The organism is Streptomyces sp. NPDC057702 (assembly GCF_042799315.1).
GTDB lineage: Bacteria > Actinomycetota > Actinomycetes > Streptomycetales > Streptomycetaceae > Streptomyces.
This window is the reverse complement of the sequence record NZ_JBHVJC010000012.1, coordinates 181,200-200,595: the sequence shown is the minus strand read 5'-3', so window position 1 is coordinate 200,595 and position 19,396 is coordinate 181,200. Positions and strand designations below refer to the sequence as shown.

19 protein-coding genes are annotated in these 19,396 nt (G+C 75.0%); 8 read left to right on the top strand and 11 right to left on the bottom strand.

Annotated elements, in window-relative coordinates:
• Positions 1–89 precede the first annotated feature (89 nt).
• Both narJ and narI read left to right on the top strand, forming a co-directional pair.
• Positions 90–689, top strand: coding sequence for a nitrate reductase molybdenum cofactor assembly chaperone (narJ, locus tag ACFVFR_RS11730; RefSeq protein ID WP_383699973.1), 600 nt, complete (start codon positions 90–92; stop codon positions 687–689).
• A gap of 93 nt (positions 690–782) precedes the next feature.
• Entirely contained in the window at positions 783–1,583 is an 801-nt protein-coding gene (narI, locus tag ACFVFR_RS11725; protein ID WP_383699971.1) for a respiratory nitrate reductase subunit gamma, read from the top strand.
• 205 nt (positions 1,584–1,788) lie between these two features.
• On the opposite strand, the gene ACFVFR_RS11720 is transcribed toward narI, so the two are convergent.
• Together ACFVFR_RS11720 and ACFVFR_RS11715 are read right to left on the bottom strand one after the other, a co-directional pair.
• Positions 1,789–2,898, bottom strand: coding sequence for a radical SAM protein (locus ACFVFR_RS11720; RefSeq protein WP_383699969.1), 1,110 nt, complete (start codon positions 2,896–2,898; stop codon positions 1,789–1,791).
• A 53-nt stretch (positions 2,899–2,951) separates the two neighbouring features.
• A complete protein-coding gene (locus tag ACFVFR_RS11715; RefSeq protein ID WP_383699967.1) occupies positions 2,952–3,488 on the bottom strand; it encodes a class IV adenylate cyclase in 537 nt (178 codons plus the stop codon).
• 232 nt (positions 3,489–3,720) lie between these two features.
• Between ACFVFR_RS11715 and ACFVFR_RS11710 the strand changes: the two genes are divergently transcribed.
• From ACFVFR_RS11710 to ACFVFR_RS11695, 4 genes are all read left to right on the top strand, one after another.
• A complete protein-coding gene (locus ACFVFR_RS11710) occupies positions 3,721–5,073 on the top strand; it encodes an XRE family transcriptional regulator (RefSeq protein ID WP_383699965.1) in 1,353 nt (450 codons plus the stop codon).
• Positions 5,070–5,888 (top strand): class I SAM-dependent methyltransferase, encoded by an 819-nt coding sequence (locus ACFVFR_RS11705; RefSeq protein WP_383699963.1) that lies wholly within the window; start codon positions 5,070–5,072, stop codon positions 5,886–5,888. Before ACFVFR_RS11710 ends, ACFVFR_RS11705 begins: the two co-directional genes overlap by 4 nt.
• 203 nt (positions 5,889–6,091) lie before the next feature.
• On the top strand, positions 6,092–7,066 hold the full coding sequence (locus ACFVFR_RS11700; RefSeq protein ID WP_383699961.1) for a phosphotransferase family protein: 975 nt from the start codon (positions 6,092–6,094) through the stop codon (positions 7,064–7,066).
• A 190-nt stretch (positions 7,067–7,256) separates the two neighbouring features.
• Positions 7,257–7,448 carry a hypothetical protein gene (locus tag ACFVFR_RS11695; protein ID WP_383699959.1) on the top strand — a complete coding sequence of 64 codons (192 nt, stop codon included), beginning with the start codon at positions 7,257–7,259 and terminating at the stop codon, positions 7,446–7,448.
• Positions 7,449–7,479: 31 nt separating this feature from the next.
• Here the strand turns inward: ACFVFR_RS11695 and ACFVFR_RS11690 are convergent, their stop codons facing one another.
• The gene (locus ACFVFR_RS11690) at positions 7,480–8,394 is read right to left on the bottom strand and encodes an MOSC domain-containing protein (protein WP_383699957.1); all 915 of its coding nucleotides are present in this window, start codon (positions 8,392–8,394) and stop codon (positions 7,480–7,482) included.
• Positions 8,395–8,741: 347 nt separating this feature from the next.
• Between ACFVFR_RS11690 and ACFVFR_RS11685 the strand changes: the two genes are divergently transcribed.
• Positions 8,742–8,900, top strand: coding sequence for a hypothetical protein (locus ACFVFR_RS11685; RefSeq protein WP_383699956.1), 159 nt, complete (start codon positions 8,742–8,744; stop codon positions 8,898–8,900).
• Between the two features lie 254 nt (positions 8,901–9,154).
• Here the strand turns inward: ACFVFR_RS11685 and ACFVFR_RS11680 are convergent, their stop codons facing one another.
• The 7 genes from ACFVFR_RS11680 to ACFVFR_RS11650 all read right to left on the bottom strand — a co-directional run bounded on the left by ACFVFR_RS11680 (position 9,155) and on the right by ACFVFR_RS11650 (position 15,569).
• Positions 9,155–9,514, bottom strand: a complete 360-nt coding sequence (locus tag ACFVFR_RS11680) for an ArsR/SmtB family transcription factor (RefSeq protein WP_383699954.1) — start codon at positions 9,512–9,514, stop codon at positions 9,155–9,157.
• Positions 9,515–9,612: 98 nt separating this feature from the next.
• Positions 9,613–10,359, bottom strand: coding sequence for a phosphotransferase family protein (locus ACFVFR_RS11675; protein WP_383699952.1), 747 nt, complete (start codon positions 10,357–10,359; stop codon positions 9,613–9,615).
• Between the two features lie 149 nt (positions 10,360–10,508).
• Positions 10,509–11,327, bottom strand: a complete 819-nt coding sequence (locus tag ACFVFR_RS11670; protein WP_383699950.1) for a thioesterase II family protein — start codon at positions 11,325–11,327, stop codon at positions 10,509–10,511.
• Positions 11,324–12,946, bottom strand: a complete 1,623-nt coding sequence (locus ACFVFR_RS11665) for a beta-ketoacyl synthase N-terminal-like domain-containing protein (protein WP_383699948.1) — start codon at positions 12,944–12,946, stop codon at positions 11,324–11,326. The genes ACFVFR_RS11670 and ACFVFR_RS11665 overlap by 4 nt, the downstream gene beginning before the upstream one ends.
• 116 nt (positions 12,947–13,062) lie before the next feature.
• Complete coding sequence (locus ACFVFR_RS11660; RefSeq protein ID WP_383699946.1) at positions 13,063–14,301, bottom strand: beta-ketoacyl-[acyl-carrier-protein] synthase family protein; 1,239 nt, start codon at positions 14,299–14,301, stop codon at positions 13,063–13,065.
• Positions 14,291–14,533 carry an acyl carrier protein gene (locus tag ACFVFR_RS11655; protein WP_383699944.1) on the bottom strand — a complete coding sequence of 81 codons (243 nt, stop codon included), beginning with the start codon at positions 14,531–14,533 and terminating at the stop codon, positions 14,291–14,293. The genes ACFVFR_RS11660 and ACFVFR_RS11655 overlap by 11 nt, the downstream gene beginning before the upstream one ends.
• Positions 14,520–15,569, bottom strand: coding sequence for a UbiA family prenyltransferase (locus tag ACFVFR_RS11650; RefSeq protein WP_383699942.1), 1,050 nt, complete (start codon positions 15,567–15,569; stop codon positions 14,520–14,522). Before ACFVFR_RS11650 ends, ACFVFR_RS11655 begins: the two co-directional genes overlap by 14 nt.
• Before the next feature lie 1,880 nt (positions 15,570–17,449).
• Here ACFVFR_RS11650 and ACFVFR_RS11645 point away from each other — a divergent pair.
• The gene (locus ACFVFR_RS11645; RefSeq protein WP_383699940.1) at positions 17,450–18,763 is read left to right on the top strand and encodes a cytochrome P450; all 1,314 of its coding nucleotides are present in this window, start codon (positions 17,450–17,452) and stop codon (positions 18,761–18,763) included.
• Between the two features lie 83 nt (positions 18,764–18,846).
• Here ACFVFR_RS11645 and ACFVFR_RS11640 read toward each other — a convergent pair whose 3' ends face one another.
• Positions 18,847–19,227: a hypothetical protein gene (locus ACFVFR_RS11640; protein WP_383699938.1), complete on the bottom strand. Its 381-nt coding sequence runs from the start codon at positions 19,225–19,227 to the stop codon at positions 18,847–18,849.
• Positions 19,228–19,396: the final 169 nt, after the last annotated feature.

Here is a 19,396-nt window from a genome sequence, read left to right as displayed (position 1 = left end):
ACACCGTCCGCCCGCTCCCCGCGGGCCACGCCGGCCGGGCACCCGACGCGGGCCGGGTCGGCGGGCGCCACGCCACCGGGGGCCGCCTCGTGAGCGCGCCCGCCGTCCACCAGGCCGCGTCGCTGCTGCTCTACTACCCCGACCGGGCCTGGCTGGAGAGGCTGGACCTGGTCGCCGAGCGGCTGCGCGAGACGCGCCACCCGGCCGCCCGGCCGCTGCTGCGGTTCTGCGCCGAGGCCGCCCGGGTCCCGGTCCTTGAGGCCGCCGCGCACTACACCGACGTCTTCGACCGCACCCACCGGCGCACCCTGCACATGACGTACTACACCGACGGCGACACCCGACGGCGCGGCGGCGCGCTCGCCGCGCTGCGGGAGGTCTACCGCGCCGCCGGCTGGGAGCCCGACCCGGCCGAACTGCCCGACTACCTGCCGCTGATGCTGGAGTTCGCCGCCCGCGTCCCGCGCGCCGGCAACCGGCTGCTGCGCGGTCACCGCGCGGGCGTCGAACTGCTGCGGCTGGCCCTGGAGGACCGCGGCACCCGCTACGCGCACGTCCTGGACGCCGTCAGCGCGACCCTGCCGGGCCCGCGCCCGGCCGACCGCGCCGCCGCCCGCCGACTGGCCCGCACCGGGCCGCCCCGCGAGAGCGTCGGCCTGGAACCCTTCACGGCCCGCCCACCGTCCTGACCGGGCCCCGACCCACCCCGCCCCGACCACCCCCACTCTCCTCATCACCCCCTTGCCCCGCCGCACGGGGCGCCGCCGCGAAGGAGCCCGCTGGTGGACCACCTACACACCACGCTGTGGGGCGTGTTGCCCTACCTGACCCTGACCTGCCTGGTCGCGGGCACCGCCTGGCGCTACCGCTACGACCGCTTCGGCTTCACCACCCGCTCCAGCCAGCTCCACGAGAACCGGCTGCTGCGCGTCGGCTCGCCGCTCTTCCACTTCGGACTGCTGCTCATCCTCATGGGCCACATCGTGGGCCTGCTCGTCCCGGAGAGCTTCACCGAGTGGCTGCACGTCACCGAGGCCCAGTACAGCGCGGGCGCGCTGGTGGCCGGCAGCGTGGCCGGCCTGATGGCCACCGGCGGGCTGGCGATCCTGGTCTGGCGCCGCACCCGCGTCAAGGCCGTCCGCCGGGCCAGCTCCCGCAGCGACCGGGTGCTGTACCCGGTGCTGGGCGCGACCCTGGTCGCCGGCCTCATGAACACCATGGTCACCCCGGCCACCAGCGACTACGACTACCGCCTCGGCGTCTCCGTCTGGGTCCGCAGCCTCTTCACCCTGGACCCGGACGTCTCCCACATGGCCGACGCCCCGCTCCAGTTCCAGGTCCACGCGGTCCTCGCGATGGCCCTGTTCGCCCTGTGGCCCTTCAGCCGCCTCGTCCACGCCTTCACCGCCCCCGTCGGCTACCTCTTCCGCCCCTACGTCGTCTACCGGGCCCGCAACCGCCGCGTCCACGGCCCCTACGGCCCCCGCGACGGCTACCGCTCCCGAGGCGACCACGGCCCCCGAGGCGAACGCCCCGTCCCCCTCGAAGGCGCGACCACCGGCCGCCCCACCCCCCACCGCTAGCCCCCGCCCCACCCCGGGCCCACCCACCATCCCCCGCACGCGCTGACCAAGACCGCCCGTGCGGGGGATGCTCCGCCCCACCCCAGCCACCACGCCCCCACCCACGAAGCGGCGAGCGTCACGAAGCGACGATCACGACCTGGGACGCGTGGCGGGGGCGTTCGGAGGGGCACAGGCGCAGCACCCGGCGAATGCGCGCGGCACCTCAGCGGGGCACGACGGCCGGACGACACAGGCTCGTGAGCCGCGCAACTTCCTCGTCGCGGAAGTCCCGGACTTCGGCACAACGCCGACTCATCACGAACTCGCCCAGCGGTAGGCACAGATCCATCCGCTGAATACACACACCGACCATGAACGGGCCGTTTCGCGCCCGGTACATCCGGACGCCGTAGTACCCCTCCTGGCAGTCCCGATCGTTGTTGAACCGACAGTCAGAGCAGGTGCGGGGGAGCCGGGTCGCACGGATGCTCTTGGCGTACAGCGTCCGACCGTCCGGGAGCCGATAGCGGGTGCGCTGGTCAGACGCGCCAGCGGTGATGACACGACGGACCGGCACTGCTCCGAGGTGGTTGACCACCTCGCGCATCGCCGCGAGCGAGGCCCCGTCGTCTTCGAGGTTGACCAACATGCGTACGGTCACGGCCCGCCCGTACTCCTCGATCACACGAAGCACCCGGGCCACGTGGCCCCGGTCCGGGACCACGATGTTGGCGGAGACCTTCACACCGTGTCGAGCCGCGGTCTCGATCGTGGCGGCCAAGGCCCGCAGCTTGCGCGCGGCCAGTTTCGGCGAGGCCGATCGCCCGGTCTGGACCGCCGCGAGTTCCTCGGGGGTGGTGCCGAAGACGGACAGGTTGATCCGGTCGAGGCCAGCCGAGGCACACTCGGGCAGTACTGCCGCACCGTTCTCGCCGTTGCTGGTGAGGCCGACAGTGAGGCCGAGCCGTCGAGCGATGTGGACGAGCTTGGGGAGCTCAGGATGGAGGGTGGGCTCACCGCCGGTGAGGTGAACCTCCGTCGTGGGAAGACTGCCGCGTACCGCTGCCAGGGCCAGGGCGAAGTCCGAGTCCGCTGCGACACGATCGGACAAGAAGCTCGCTTCGTTGGTCGCGAGGTAGATCGAGACCCGCCCCGAGGCGCCTGGTGTTCCGGTGAACTGCCCGGCTTCGCGGCCGAGGTTGTCCGACGTCACGGGGGTGCCTTCGTTGTGACAGAAGGTGCAGGCGAGTCCGCAGGCATCGATGATCTTCACCCGCAGCGTCCGGTCCGGCACCACTGTGACGGGCAGGTCGTACTGGTCGGTTGTGGTCAACACCGCCTCCTACCCGGCGGGGCTCGACGCCCCGCCGACAGTTCGCCAACAGGTCAGGTGAAGCGGAGCTCACTGATCGAATCGAGGTCGATCCCGTACCTGGCGAAGACCTTGGTCGTATTCTCGCTGGTCAGAGCCTCTCGCGTGAGGGCAAGGCGCTCGGCGGCAGCCCACACCTGCTCCTCGGTGTCCCCCTCGATCTCAAGGTAGGGCGGGATGAGCGGCCACGCGTCGATCTCCAACCGCACCCCGTTCAGGGACCAGGACGAACGCCGGTTCTCCTGATATGCGCGATGCGTGAGGCCCATGAGGCCCAGCAGCGCGTGCGTGTCCTCGAACGAGCCGACCGTCGTCTCGGTCTCACGAGTACCGTCCAGCGCGTCCGAGCTGATCGTCTTCACGCACAGCGTGACGGTGTCGCCGGAGTCGCGCAGACGCACCCACCGTCCCGGCACGGGGGGAACGGTGTCATAGACATAGCGACGCATCAGGTGCTCGCCCCGAAATCCGCCGCCGGCCAGCGCGATGCGCTCGGCCATCGCCTTCGGGTCGATGTCGAGCATCTTCGTCTCGTACTCAACGGTGTGCACGGCTCTCCTTCGCGTATGCCGGACTCGCCTGCGTCGACGAGCTCTCCACATGCCGTCGCACGCCAACACCCCAGCACGGACACCACCACGTTGGCGGCGCCCCAAGGGCGGTTCGCACACTGCTTGACGGCATGTCCCCAGGCAACCGCAGTCGCTCGTTCGAGTCAGGGGCCCCCGAGGGGGCCAGCAGGGGGGCCAGTATGGGGACAGCGAACTGCGACCGGGGAGCGACATGGACGAGTGCGGAATCGGCGAGCTCCTCGTTCGGCTGCGAAAGGCCCGTGGCTCGGTCACGCAGGCCCAGGTCGCCGCCGAGTACAACACGATCGAAGGGAGCGCGCTCCCGAGAATGACAGGCAAGGAGATCGGTCGATACGAGCGGGAGGCACGTCTACCGAACGCCCGCACCCGGGGAATTCTGGCCGAGGTCTACGCCGTGGAACGGGCCGTGCTGGACAGCGCGCATGCGCGGAGTCGTCGCCACAGAGACGGCGTCGACCACACCGTGAAGGCGCCGACGGCGAAGGGGAAGCCTGTCAACGAGCCGACTGTCCCCCGTACGTCAACGCAGCATCTCGTGGCGGACGCGTCGCGCTCGGCGAGGTTCGCTCGCTACATCTCCGCCCTGAATGCCACGGAAACGACCGTCGAGCAGCTCCACGCGGACACCGCGAGGTTGGCACGTCATTTCGTCAGCCAGCCGGCAGGCACGCTCCATCGCGAGATTCGCGACCTCCGCGATGAGACCTTCGAGCTGCTGAGGGGGCGGCAGCGCCCCCGGCACACGCATGATCTCCTGGTCACGGCCAGCAGGCTCTGCGGCCTGTCGGCCCACCTCTGCCTCGACGCCGGACAGTACGAGGCAGCGGCCACACACGCACGCGCTGCCTGGTCATGTGCCGAGGTGGCGGGCCACAACGAGATGTTGGCTTGGGTCCGGTCGATCGAATCCCTGATCGCCTTCTGGAACGGCAACCCGCGACGTGCGGCCCTTCGCGCACAGCAGGGGCAACACCTCAGCGGCACCGGCAGCGTGGGGGTGCGCCTTGCGAGTCTTGAGGCCCGAGCGCTTGCCGCGACGGGAAACACACACGGCGCTGTCCTCGCACTGGCAGCCGCTGAGCGAGCGAGAGAATCCATGCGGGCTCCGGACGGGATGGCCGGTGTCTTCAGCTTCCCCTCAGCGAAGCAGGCGACCTATGCCAGCACCACGCACCTCGCGTTGGGAGGCTCGGGTCACCTCCGACAGGCCATCCGCTGCGCCGAGACGTCCGTGGCACTGTACGGCAGTGTCCCAGACGCCGACCGATCGACGTTCGACCTGCTCGCCGCCCACCTGGACCTCGTTCGGGGCCGGACACTGGCCGGTGACCTGGATGGTGCCGAGGCCGAGCTCAACACCTTCTCCGGCACGGCGCCGGACTCGCTCTCCGCGAGCATCGTCAGCCGCCTTCGGGTTCTCGCTGGCGATCTGAGCGCCCCGCAGTACCGTGGCTCCACACGGATCGCTCACCTTCGTGAGCGTGTCACGAACGCCGCCGCTGAGGCGTTGTCCGCCGTCGACCGATCGGAGTCGCTGACGTGAACCGCCCGCCCCACGGCCAGCGCGCCACCGTGACCGATCGCGCGTTGCTGGCCGGAAGCGCGTACAGGACAGGTGAGGAACTGTCCGCCCGGCAGTCCCTCTACCGGTGGCAGGAGCCGCGTTACGACCTTCCCGGCATGGTCGTGGAGCGACTGCGGGACGTCCGGGGCACCGTTGTGGACGTGGGGTGCGGGAACGGCGGGTTCCTGCGTCGCCTCCGGCGGGATCGGCCTGACCTACGGATCGTCGGTCTCGACGTGTCGCCGGGGATTCTCGCCGAGGTGCCTGGTCCGGTGGCGGTGGCCGATGCCGCACGCCTGCCTCTGTCGGCGGCGGGCGTTGACGCCGCGCTCGCCACGCACATGCTCTACCACGTCGACGACATCCCGGCCGCCATCGGCGAGTTGGCCCGAGTCGTCAGGCCGGGTGGGCGGGTGGTGGTGTCGACGAACAGCGAACGCGACAAGGTCGAGTTGGACCGGTTGTGGGAGCGTGCGGCGGGTGACGTGCTCGGGGTCGAGAAGGGGCCAGCGCGGATGTCGCTCAGCGCCAGGTTCCCCCTGGAGAAGGCGGGGGGCCTGCTCGGCGCCGCGTTTGGTGACGTCGAGACGGTCGAGCTTGCCGGAACCGTCACCGTGCGCACGCCCGAACCCGTGATCGCTCATCTGGCGTCGTACCGGGCGTGGGCGGACCAGCACGACACGCCGTTCACGGAAACCGTCGCGAGGGCCCGGGAGATCGTCACCGCCGAGATCGAGCGCAACGGGGCGTTCGAGATCGGTTGCCTGGGTGGGTTGTTGCTCTGCACCCGCTAAGGGTGCGAACCGCGCGGGGGCGGTGGCGGGCCGGGGCGGGCGCCGTCGTGGGGCGCGGGGGGGGTGGCGGTGGATCGGGCGGGCGGGGGTGGCCCCCCACCTCGCCGCTGGCCTCGCCGTGCACCGGCCGCCCCGGCGGGGTCGAGGGGCCGTCGACGAACCCGGGCCGCGGGCCGTGCCCGCTGGCCGGATAGCGTCCCCGTATGGACGAGAGAACCGAGGGCCGCGACGCGCATCCCGACCCCGCACGCTGGGGTGCCACGCGCGCCTGGGTGGAGAAGGAGCTGTCCGAGGGGGAGCACATCGAGCGGGTGGTGCGGCTGCGTGGTGGGTGGACGTCGGACATGCGCCGCCTGGACCTGCGCGGGCCGGGCGGTCGACGCTCGCTCGTGCTGCGGTCCTTCGTCAAGCCCTTCTTCGTTCGGCACGCGGAGGGCCTGCTGACCCGTGAGGCGGACATTCTGCGCCTGCTCGGTGACACGGACGTGCCCGCGGCCACGCTCGCGGCGGTGGACGCGACGGCGTCGCACTGCGACCACCCCTCCTTGCTGATGTCCCTTCTGCCGGGGACCGTACGCCTGGACGACGCGGGCGCCGAGGAGCGCGCGGAACTCCTGGCGCGGCAACTGGTGCGCGTCCACCGGTTGTCGGTGGACGCGCCGCGACGGCCGCGCGTCTACCAGCCCTGGGTCACCCCCGAGCGTGTGCGGCTGCCGGCGGCCACCGAGCGGCCCGAGCTGTGGCGGCGAGCGGTCGACCTCATCCGCGAGCCCCCCTCCTACCAGGGCTGCTTTCTGCACCGGGACTTTCATCCCGGCAACGTCCTGTTCACCGACACCGATGACGGCCTCCGGATCAGCGGGATCGTCGACTGGGTGGAGACCTCGTGGGGCCCGGCCGACCTGGACGTGGCCCACTGCTCGACCGCTCTGGCGCTGCTGCACGGGGTTCCCACGGGCATGCGGTTCGCCGACCGCTACCGCGCCACGGGAGGGGCGCTGGCCGCTGACGGCCCCGCCCATCTCTACTGGCGGCTGCTGGACGCGTTGGCCTTCGCTCCGGACGCGGAGAAGGTCGCGGTTCCCTGGCGCGAGCTGGGCCGCGTCGACCTGACACCCGAGGTCCTGGCCCACCGGCTGGAGGAGTACATCGCGGCCCTGCTCGCCCGCTACGCGTGACATGACGGAGCACGGAGGGACGTTCGGGATCGGTCGCGCGCGGTCCCCTTCCACGGTCGCCGAGAGCGCGGCGGATCGGGCCCGGTGGCGGCGCGGGGGCGCGGGTGGGTGGTGATGGTGGATCGGGCGTACGGGGGCGGGTGGGGCGTCCTACGCTGCTCGGAGTATCCCCGCTCCTCTCGGAGGGCCCGTGTCGCGTGAAGCGTTCTGTACGGCGGTCGACTGTCGGGCCACGTCCGGCCGGGTGGAGCGGCAGGAGGAGCTCGACGCCTGGTGTCTGGCCCATACCGACCGCCACCCCGGGCACGACTACTTCCGCCGCGTCACCACCGACCACCTGCTGATCGGCGAGGCGTGGCGGGACGAGGGGGGCCCGCGCTGAACCGGGCGGGCGGGGCGGCCCGGTGGCGGGTCTAGCGCCGCCGGGCGGTCTCGTCCACGGCACGTGGTGCGCCCAGGCGCACCGCGTCGCCCTGTCGTACGCGACCCGCTCGTACCACTCGCGCGTAGACACCCGCGCACGGCTGGGGGTCCATGCCGGGGTGTGGTTCGACGCGGTTGTGCGCGGCGGGCACGCGCAGGGCGTGGGTGTCGCGCGGCAGGGTGCCGTGGGCCAGGGTGGGGATGGCGCAGCGCGGGGTGGTGGACAGGACGTGCAGGGTCAGTTCCTCGCCCAGGTGCAGTTCGCGGCCGACCCAGTCGTTCTCGGGGAAGGCGGGCGACGTGCCGGGCCCCGTGGGTGGTTCGGCGGGTAGGGACACGATGATGTTCGGCCGGTAGCGCTCGGCCTCCACGGCGCCGCGTGGGCTCAACTCCGCGATGCGGGCCAGGGTGGCGGTGGTGACGAGGTGGATCGGGGCGAAGTCGAAGAACGTGCCCAGGGGCGCCCCGGTGCCGATCTCGTTCTCGTCGTACGCGACCTCCGCGTCGATGCCCGCCGCCAGCACCTCCTCGGGCCTGGAGCGTTCCAGCCGGGCGCCGGGCGGTGGGGTGTGGGCCACCCGGACCGGGGCGCCCAGCACCTCGCTCAGGACCGCGTCGGCCCGCTCGTCCGTGGCCAGCAGGGTGCGGCCGTCGGGGAGGGTGACGCGCACCGGCGTACCGTCGGCCCCGACCGGCCCCGGGGCTTCCACGGTGGCGGACAGGGTGAGCAGGTCGCGCCACAGCCTCGGGTTCTTGGCGCTGGCGATCCTGCCGGTCTCGCGGTGCACCAGGGCGATCGCCCGGTCGTGCCGCAGGCCGCGGCGGGTGACGTCGCTCGCGGGCACCTCCTCGCCGAGCATCGACTTGACGGGATAGCGCCGCAGTGTGCGTACCGTACCCAGCATCGGTTTCCGCTCCTCTCGCCCACTCCGCGCGCCAGGGTGGGTCCCGACGACCGTACCCAACGCCCGGTCACGAGTTCGACGCGACGGAACGGGCCGGCGAGATCAAGTCTGGCGACGCACGAGTGGAAGGATCCACCAGTGCTCGTCCAACCTGCACGACGGGTACGTGAACCAGGCGTGGAACGACACCCACACGTTCGGGTTCAGGCCCCGTTCGGCGGGCGAGCCGGCGAACGCGTGGGAAACGGGCGGGGACGGGGCTCGGCACGAGCACGGCCGCTGCCGCCGCGCCGGCTCCCCGCGACCCGCGCGCCACCGCGAACACCTTGGCCGGCTGGGGCACTTTCGTGGGCGCCTACCACCGCAAGGGCGCCCCGGCCACGGAGTGCGCCTCGGTGGCCACCGGCGCGCAGGGCGCCACGTTCTCCTTCTGGTGCGATGTCCACAACCACCACGGCGACCCGTGGGTGTACGGCCGGCTGGCCGGCACGCGGACACAGGGGTGACCTCCATGGACAACCCGATACGGAACGAGGGTTCCTCCAACCCCTGCCCGACGTCCACGAGTCGACCGCTCGCCTGACCCGAGTCCGGGGCGCGTGCGCCTGCCCGCGCACTCCGTGGCGTAGCGGACGAACCGTACGTCGCCCCGTGGAGCGGCGGCGGGCGCGATACGGGGCTCGCGGCCCCGCGCGGCGGCCCGGGGAAGGCCGCGCCCCGTGGTGCCGGCGGGAGCGGCGGTGCGCGGGCGGGCCGCGCGCTACGCGTGCCAGGGGGCGCCCGTGACCTGGTGGTCCGCGTGTCGCAGGGCCTCGACCACCAGGCGGCGCAGGTGTCCGTCGCGCAGCGCGTACACCGCGTGCCGGCCTTCCTTGCGCGACCGCACCAGGCCGGCCAGGCGCAACTTGGCCAGGTGCTGGCTGACGGCCGTACGGGCCGCGCCGCTGGCCGTGGTCAGGGTCGTGACGTCGGCCTCACCCTGGGCGAGGAGCCACAGCAGGTGCAGCCGGGTCGGGTCGGCCAGCAGCGCGAAGACCGTGGAGGCGACGCCCAGTTGCTGCTCGCCCGGGGTGTGCTCGTGCGCGGGGTGTGCGACTGGGAACTCTTCGCGGACCGCCATGGCCCCATCGTACGGCGGGGTGTACGGGACGGCGCCGCGCGCGAGGCGGCCTCGGTCCGGGGCCGGCCCCGGCGCGGGCTTCCCGGGCCCGCGCGGGCTCACATCCGGGACCGGAGCACGTCGACCTCGCAGCCCGGCGCGAAGGGGTCGAAGCCGTGCTCCGCCAGCCAGCGAACCGCCAGCAGGCTGCGCAGCGACCACCACGCGTGGATCACGTCGCGGTCGACGTCGGTGCCGTAGCCGGCGATGACGTCGTCGAGGTGCTCCTCGTGTCCGAGCGTGAAGGTGGCGAGGTCGTACAGGGCGTCGCCCTGGCCCGCCTCGGACCAGTCGATGATGCCGGTGACCTCGGCGCCGTCGAGGAAGACGTGCGCGATCTGGAGGTCGCCGTGGGTGAACGCCGGGGTCCACGGCCGGAGCGCGGCCTCGGCGACCTCGCGGTTACGGGTGACCAGGTCGGCGGGCAGCAGGCCGTGGGCCACGAGCGACGCGCACTCGTCGTCGAGTTCCGCCGCCAGCGCCGCCGCGCTCCGCCCGGCCCGGCCCGGCAGGGGTGGCGGGGGCGCGTCGTGCAGCGTCCGGATGGCGGCGCCCGCCGCGGCCCACGCCGCCGCCGAGCCGGTCGAGTCCCCGCCAAGGCGCCCCAGGGTGGTCCCCGGGAGCGCGGCGAGCGCGAGGACGGGCGGCTCGCGCCACAGGACGCGCGGGGTCGGGACCGGCGCGCGGGACATCGCTTCGACCTCGGCGTCGACGCGCGCCTGATCGGCGTCCACCTTCAGGAACACGTCGCCGACGCGCAGCGTGGCGCGCTCGGAGTGGGCGACGACGACGGTGACCTCATCCATGGGCGCCCAGTATCCCGAAGGTGATCGCCCACGTCGCCGGGTTTACCGCGGGCGCCAGGGCGGGCGCCAGGGCGGGCGCCCGCGGCCCGGCGGTCCCCGGCCCGAGGCCGTCCGCTCCGGTCGGGCCCACCGCTCCGGGAGGAAACGCGCTAGTCGGGGGCGGTGGTCGGCTCGCCGGCGGCCGGGGCCGCCGGGCCCCTGGTCCCCGCCGCCGGACAGGTCGGCGCCGCCGGACCGGTGGGGCGTCGGTGCGTCGGCGCGCAGCCCGCGATCTTGCGGAGCGCCGCGTACGTGGCCTCGGGCTGGTCCATCACGAACAGGTGGCCGCCCGGCACCCAGCGCGTCCCCCGCGCCGCCAACTGGTCGGCCAGCTCGGTGAGGACGGCCGGCGGGCTGGCCGGGTCGTCGGTGCCGCCCAGCAGGTGGACCGGGGGGCGTACCGGCTCCGGGGCCCAGCCCGTGGTGCCGAGCGTGGCCAGGTCCCGGCGCAGGCCGGGCAGCAGCAGCCGGATCACCAGCTCGTCGGGCAGCTCCAACCGCGGCACGATGCCCCGGGCGCGGGCCACCGAGAGCAGCGAGTGGTCGTCGAGGCCGGCCAGCGCGTAGGCGGGTGGCCCGGGGCGGGGTGGGGCGGAGAGGACCAGTCGCAGGTCGGCGGGCCAGTGCGCCGCGTGCCGCTGGGCCATCCGGTGCGCCACCACGGCGCCCAGGCTGTGCCCGAGCACGATGCCGGGTCCGCCGAGGTCGGTGGCGAGCAGGTCGGCGTAGAAGTCGGCCAGTTCGTTCAGGTCGGGCGGCGTGTCGTGGTCGTGGGCGGCGGGTGGCTGGGCCGCCACGACCGTCCAGTCCTCCGTGACCTGGCGCACCAGCCGCGTGAACGACCGGGCCGAGCCGCCCGCGTACGGCAGGCACACCAGGCGGTACGGCCCGCCCTCGCGCAGCACCAGCCGGTCCGGGCCCGTCCTCATCGGGTGGCTCCCTCGGCTGTCGCGGCGGGGGTGGCGCCGGCGAGGAGGAGGGCGGTGGCCGCGCCGTCCGGGTCGAGCCCGAGGCAGAGCGCGAGCGGGGCGGCGGGTGTCTGGGTGGGGGCGCCGGGGTCGGTCGGGCCGGGGGTCGCCGGGGGTGGGGGCGCGGCCCGGGTCAGCGCCTCGACCGCGACCGCGAAGGCCAGCGCGCCGTCGGCGCCGCCCGTGGTGCCCGTGGTTCCGGCGACGGCCAGCCGGGGCAGCGCGGGTCCGAACACGGCGGTGACGGCGGCGTGTTCGGCGACGCCGGTCGGGGTGTGGGGGGCGGCGGTCGTCACCGCGAGAGTGAGCTCGTGGGCGGCGCGGCCCGCGGCCCGCAGGGCCGCGCGCACGGCCTCGGCTCCCGCTTCGGTGAGGTCGGGCCGGGCCGGGGCGCCCCCGGCGTCGGCGTTGGGGGGCACGCCGTCCCCGGGCCGGTCCTCGGCGGCGTACGCACGGGCCGTGGCGCAGACGTGGGCCAGGGCCGGGGCCCGCGCGGGGCCGCCCGGGGCGGTCAGGACGATGACGGCCGCGCCCTCGCCGACCGGCGCCGCGAGCCCGCTCCCCGCACCCGGCCCGACCATCACCGGTGCCGTGCCCGGCGGTGGCTTCGCGCCCGCCCGTGCCGCGCCCGACGATGCCGCGCCCTGCGGCACCGCACCCCACGGCCCCATGCCCCCCGGCGTCGTATCCGCTGGTGGGGCGCCCTCCGGGGGTGGTGGGCAGGCGGCCGACAGCGAGTCCACGCCGCCGGCGACGACCGCGTCGCAGCCGCCCGAGCGCAGGTGCTGCACGCCCAGGGCGATGGCGTCGAGGCCGACGGCCGCGCCCGAGGTCAGGGTGAGGTTGGGGCCGCGCAGGCCGAGGTGGATGGAGAGGCCGGCGCCGGGGGCGTTGTAGCTGGACTGAGGGCCCCAGACCGGGTTGACCGGGCCGGCGTCGGCGCCGGCCCGGTCGTGGATGGCCACGTACTCGCCGCGCCCGGCGTGCGACGTGCCGGTGAAGACGCCGATCCTGGCCGGGTCGGCGCCCCGCAGCGGGGCCGGTGGCGGGGGCGGCGGCGAGTCCGGTACGGGCTTCGCCACCTCGCCCCGGGACACGTCGGCCCGGGGCGCGGCGGCCCCGGACACCGTCGCCCGGGGGGCGGCGGCCCCGGACACCGTGGCCCGGGGGGCGGCGGTTCGCGGTACCTCGGCTCCGGGCGGGTCGGCCCGCGGTGCCGGGCCGGGCTCGGGGACCCAGGGGGGTGCCGGTGTGGCGGTCAGCGCCGCGTGGGCCGCGGCGAGCAGCAGGGCCGTGTCGCGGCCGAGGGTGCGGCGAACGCGGGCGTCGATGTGGGGCGGGAGCGTGAGGGGGGCGGTGACGTGGGCCGCCGCGACGTCACGGGCCCCGTCCCGGTCGGGCCGGTGCGCGGGGCCGGCCGGGAGGGCGCCGGCGACCGGCGGGACCTCCCGTACCGTGACCCGCCGGGCGCCGGCCAGCAGGTCCTCGTAGAGCGCGGCGACCGTCGCCCCCGACGCGCTCACCGCCCCCACACCGGTGACCGGCACCGGGCTCGTCCAGGTCGCGTCCTGCGTTGGCACGTCGTACTCCTCGCGGTCTTGCGTCGGTGCGCGGGCCCCGTGGGTGCGGGGCGGCGGGTCGGGGCGGCGTCGGGGCCGGTGGGAGCCGGGCGGGGCCGGCGCCCGGGCGGGGCGGGTCAGTCCGTGGGCGCGCCGAAGACCACCGAGGCCGTGTTGCCGCCGAAGCCGAACGCGTTGCTCAGCGCGACGCGTACCGGCAGGTCCCGGGCCGGGCCACGGACCAGGTCCAGGTCGCGGCAGCGGTCGTCCACGGTGCGCAGCGTCGGGTTGCCCGGCACCCGGCCGTGGACGATCGCGAGCACACAGGCCACGGCTTCCAGGGCGCTGGCGGCACCCTGCGCGTGGCCCAGCATGCCCTTGATGGACGAGGTGGCCGGGCGTGCCCCGGCGGCGCCGAAGTAGCGGGCGAGGCAGGCGGCTTCGGTGGCGTCGTTGACCGGCGTGCCGGTGCCGTGCGCGCTGACGTAGTCGACGTCGCCGGGGCCGAGCCCGCCGCGCCGCAGGCTCGCGTCCACGCAGCGCAGCAGCGCGTCGCCGGCCGGGTGCGGGGCCGTCATGTGGTGGGCGTCGGCGGCCAGGGCGTGGCCGCGCAGCTCGGCCAGGACGGTGGCGCCCCGGGCCCGCGCGTGGGCCAGGGACTCCAGGGTGAGGACGCCGGCGCCCTCGGAGGGCATCGTGCCGCGCCGGTCGCGGTCGAAGGGCCGCACCACGTCGGGTTCCACGGCCCGCAGCGTGGTGAAGAGCTGGAAGACGGCCTCGGCCAACTCGTCGACGCCGCCGGCCAGTACGCAGTCCGCCTGCCCGGTGGTGATCAGGTCGGCGGCCGTGCTGAGGGCCGTGTTGCCGCCGGCGCAGCCGGCCGCGACGACATGGCGCGGGCCGCCCAGTCGGAAGCGGCGCGCGGGCCAGGAGGCGAGCAGTGCGGGCGTGTCCCAGCGGCGGTCGGCGGCGGTGTCGGCTCCCCGGCGGCGCAGCTCCTCCAGGTGCGGGCGGGTGCCCATGACGGTGCCGAGGACCAGGCCGACGCGGCGCGGGTCGGTGCCGTGGAGCGCCTTGGCGGAGTCGAGGGCGTCGCGTACGGCGTGCTCGGCGTAGCGCAGGGCGCGCGGGACGAGCGTGCCGTCGGCGTCGTACGGGGCGGTGAGCTCCGGTTCGTCGACCTCGGCGGCCCGGTGGGCGGGGTAGGCGTCGGTGGCGAAGCGGCGGATGGGGCCGGTGGCGACCGTGCCCGAGGTGACGCGCCGCCAGAACCGGTCCACGTCGCTGCCGAGCGGGGAGACCACGCCGAGCCCGGTCACGACGACGCGGGCCGTGTCCGGGAGGGCCGGCGGGCGGAGTGGGGCGTCAGCCGACATGGCCGCCGACGTACCGCGCGAGGGTGTTCACGGAGTTGCCGAGCGCCGCCTCGTCGTCGGTGAGCCGGCAGTCGAAGTGGGCCTCGACGTGCGCGATGACCTCCAGTTTGTTCAGCGAGTCGGCGCCGAGGTCGTCGTAGAGGTCGGCGTCGCCGGGGACCAGCTCCGGCGAGGTGGCCAGGACCCGCGCGATGACCTCGCGCACGGCGTGCCGGATGTCAGACTCGTTCAACGGTGCTCCCACGGGATGACGGAACGGCGATCGCGGCCCACCCACGGAGCTGGGCCCGGGTGAGGGCCGGCGCCCAGTGCAGGCGCCGGGACGCCAGCAGCCAGTGGCCGGCGCCGAGTGCGGCGACGGCGGCCATGCCGGGCGAGGCCATCGCCGCCAGCAGGTACGCCGCCAGGAACAGGAAGGTGTACGAGTGCATCACCTCGCGCGCCACCGACCGCTCCTCGGTCGACTCGGCCGCGTTCGCGCCGCGCACCACGTACGCCGACGCCAGGACGCACGGCAGCACGGCCAGGCTGCTGACCGGCAGCAGGCGCAGCACGACGAAGAGCGCGTCGAGGGCGAAGGGCGCGACGACCAGGACGTGGACGGCCGCGCCGCGCCCGGCCCGGGCGATGGTCAGCCACAGGCTGGAGTAGCCGAGCAGCCGGTCGCCCGCCACGTCGGTGATGTCCTTGATGCCGGCCAGGCCCAGGCTGAAGGCGGCCAGCACGGCGGCGGCCGGCAGGACCGGCGAGGTCAGCGCGTCGGCGTCGGGGCGCGTGGCCCAGCCGGTGACCATGGGCAGCACCAGCGGCATGACCAGGACGAGCAGGGCCAGTACGCGGTGGCGCTTGAACGCGGGGCCGATCGAGTAGCCGACGGCGATGGCGATGTCCACGAGGATCATCGCGGCGAAGGCGGGCTCGGGGTCCAGCGCGAACAGCAGGGCGCCCCAGGCGGCGAAGACCACCCAGGCGCCCACGGCGATACGGGTCAGCCGCGGCCAGCCGATCGCCTCGCACAGGGCGGTGCGCTCGGGCCGGTTGACGATGTCGGCCTCGCGGTCGGCGATCCGGTTGACGGACTCCGTGCCGACACAGAAGGCCAGCCACATCGGCGCCGCGCCCACGGCTCGGGCCACGGTGAGCTGGTCCACGGCGGCGAGCCCGGCGAGGAACCCCATCCAGTAGTACGCGGCGAACCGGCAGCTACAACAACGCAGCAGCAGGGGCAGCACGTTGGCCGGCGCGCGGCGGGCGGTGGTCACGGCCATGGTGGCGTCCCTGCCGGCGAGGGTATGCCTGGGGTCACGTCAGCGCTCCGTATTCGGTTACTCGTGAGGCGGGTTACTCGTGGGGCGGGTTCGGGCCACGGGGTGGGTCGGCGGCGGGGGCGGGCGCCAGGGGTGGGCCGGTCGCGGGGCGCGGGCCAGCGCGCCCGCCGTGCGGCGGGCCGTCGTGGAGACGGCTCGCCACGCCGCCGAAGGCGCCGCTAGCGCTCGCGTGGGGTCGGGGCCATGGACACGTGCCGCTCGTCAGGCCGCGTGGCACGGCCGTCGCTGACGTCGTGGTGGTGGTGCATGTTCGTGTCCCCCGTCGGCGCTGCGGGCACCCCGTCCACGGGGCCACTCCGCGCGCGGCATCGCCTTGCGACCACCCGCGGCGGCCCGGGTGGGCGTGCGGGTGGACAGATCCGCCCGGCTGGGCGTGGCGAGCAAACTACAAAGGAACGTCACCCTTGTTCAATAGCCTTCCGCCTGGCTGTCCGCCCCCTGCCATGGCGCGCGGGGGCGCCCCAGGGGCGCGCGACACGGGCGAACCGCCGTTCGACACCGCCCGAAACCCCGTTCGCCACGCGGGCGGCGCTCCCCCGTCGCCGCCGTAACATCCCTGGTCACCAGGGAGTTGTGGAGCCCACCCCGCGCAACGCGAGCGAGTCGACACCACCCCACCACGGCCCGCACACCCACCCCGCCCCAGCGCCTCGCCCACCCGTCTCCCCGCGTCTCGCGTCCCGAATCCCCACACCGGATCACCCCCTCCCACACCCCGCCCGGCAGGAAGCTGCTGGGCGGGGCTGTGGGCGCCGGGTCCGCTGGATGGGGGCCTGTTGCTCGGAGGCTGTCGTGGTGGGGGCCCGCTGGGCGTGGAGGCTGTTCAGGTGCGGGAGCGGCTGGGTGCGGGGGCCGTCGGGCGCGGGGGGTGTGTTGAGCTGCGGGTTCGCTGGGGTGCCGGGTGACTTGGGGCGGGTTCACTGGGTGCGGTCCTGGTGTCTGGTGGGGATGGGTGACGCGGGTTGTTGTCCGCGGGGGCCGTACGTGGGTGGGGGTCGCGGCGGAGGCTGACTCCGTGGGGGCCCGGCGCCGTGTAGGTGGGTCGCGGTGGTGGCGGGTAGTGACGGCCGGGGTGGGTCGCGGCTCCGGGGTGGCGTCGTACGCGGGTGTCGTACGCGCGGCGGTGTCGTAGGCGGCGGTGTCGTGTTGGGCCGTGCGGGCGGCGGGGCTGTGCGCCGATCGGGCGGACCCCGGCAGATCGGGCGTTCCCGGCGGCCCCGCCCGGGTACCCAACGCGGCTGGTACGCACGGCCGGACCACCCCAGCCCGCGCATCCGCCCGCCCCGCCTCCCACCACCCACCCCTGCCTCTCCCCGGGCCCCACACCCGCCCCGCGATTCCGCGTACCACCCCGCGCCCGCCACACGACCCCGCGCACCCGTCCCCACACTCCGCGAAGGAGCCCCCGTATGCCTCAACCCGCCGCCTCGGCCTCCCCCGTACCAGCGTCCCCCGCGCCCGCTTCCCCCGCGCCCACACCCACCGCACCACCCCGACCCGCCCCGACGGCCTCCGCGTCGACAGCGCCACCCCGAGCGACACCCGCGCCAACGACTCCCACCCAGCCGGGCCCCACCCCGACCCACCTCACTCAGCACACACCCACCCACGACAAGCCCGGCAGCGCGGACCCCACTCACAGGGAGCCCGACGGCGCTGGACCCACCCACGACAAGCCCGGCCGGGCGGAGCCCGCGCACCGGGAACCCACCCACAGTGACCCCGGCCACGGGGAGCCCGTCGCGGGGGGCGGGGTCGCTGCCGGGGCTGCGGGGGTCGCGGGGGGCCTGCCGACGGCGAGCGCGGCGGACGCGGCGCGGGTGGCCGCCTCGTTGTTGCTGCCCGCCGTGGCCGCCGGGGCCGCCCGGCGGCGGCCGGCCGGCGTGGCGCTCGGTGAGCGGGTGCGCTGGGGTCGACGGGCCGTCGAGACGCTGGACCGGTTGCGCGCGACATACGGGGACGGGCCGCTGCTGCTGCGCTTCGGTGGGCGCGCGGTGGCGCTGCCGTTGACGCCCGATGACGTGCGCACCGTGCTCGACCGGACGCCGACGATCTTCTCGCCCACCACGTGGAACGAGCCCGACCCGTTCCCGCCGCCCGGCGCCCCGACCGCCGGGGAGTCGCAGCGGGCGAAGGCGCGGCGGCTCGACGCGACGGCTTCGGGCGCCGCGCGGTCGCCGCTCCACCACCTGGCCCCGGTGGTCGTCGCCACGGTCCGCGCGGAGGCCGCCGCGCTGCTCCGGCAGACGGCCCGTACCGGCGAGCTGACCTGGGACGACTTCGACGCGGCGTGGTGGCGTACGGTACGCCGGCTCGTACTCGGTGACGCGGCGCGCGACGACACCGCGCTCGCCGGCCCGCTCGGCCGGCCGAGGCCCGCCGGCGACTGGTCGGTGCTGCGGCCCCGCCAGCGGCACATCCGGGACGACTTCCTCCGTCGGCTACGTCAGCACGCCGCCGATGCCGGACCCGACACGCTGGCCGGCGCGCTGGCGACACGGAGCGCGGGTGGGAGCGCGGACGGTGGCCCGGACGGGAGCGCGGACGCGGTGGTCCGGCTCCGGCCGTGGTGGTTCGCGTACGACGCGGCGGCGACCACCGTGCCACGTACGCTCGCGCTGCTCGCCACGCATCCCGCCCACGAGGCGCGGGCCCGAGCCGAGATCGCCAGGGGTGGCGGGGAGCCCGGCGCGCTGTCGTTCACGCGCGCGTGCGCGCTGGAGACCGCGCGGCTGTGGCCGAGCACCCCGTCGCTGCTGCGGGAGAGCACCGAGGAGACCCGGTGGCGGGGCCGTCCGATCGCCGCGCGCACCACGTTCGTCGTCCACACCCCGTACTTCCAGCGTTTTCGGGCCGGCGCGCGGCAGGAGTACGCGGACCGGTACACGCCGGAGATCTGGCTGGACGGGCGGGCCGCGCGCAATCCGGCGCTGGTGCCGTTCGGCGGGGGCACCGACGCGCACGCCGGCACCGATCTCGTCCCGCTGACGGTGACCACCTGGCTGGCGGCCCTGCTGGAGGGGCACACGTTCCAGCCACCGGCGTACGCGCCGCGCCCCGGCCCCGACGGCACCCTGCCGGTGGAGTTCCCCACCCACACACCACACTTCACCGCACGCCCCACGGGGGTGTGACACCGCCCGCGCCCGACACGTCGCGGCGGGGCGCGGCGGAAGGAGGGCGCGCGGGGCGGGGCCCGACCACCGGGCGGCGGGGTTCAGGTCGCGGGGCCCAGCCGCATCCGTACCTCCATCTCCTGGTCGCCGGGAACGGCCTTCTCCTCCGTCACCGAGAAGTGCCGTCGCAACGTGTCGCGTACCTGGTGGGTGGGGGGTTCCGTGCCGTAGAGGTCGACGCTGACGGGCTCCGACAGCGGGGCGGCGGGCGCCGAGTCGCCGGGTTCGCGGGTGTCCACGGTCATCGACCACACGACGGGCCGGTCGGACTCGGTGTCCACGGGCCGCCCCGCGTCCGGCCACTCGTCGGCGGCGGTCGCCGGGAACGCCGCGCGCAGCACCCGGAACACGGCGTCCGCGTCGTCCCAGTCGCAGCCACAGACGTGCACGCCCACTCCGGCCGAACTCTGCTCAGTGCTCATGCCAGCCGGGTAGCCCACGCGGCCGACTCAAAACCGACCGCGCCCCCGTCCCCGGGCGAGACGAACCGGTGGGCCGGGGGTCGGGCGTTCTCCGCCCGGACGAGGCGTCAGGTCTCGGACCGGACAAGAGTCCCTGTGTACGGCGTATACCTGGCCTGGTATACGCCGT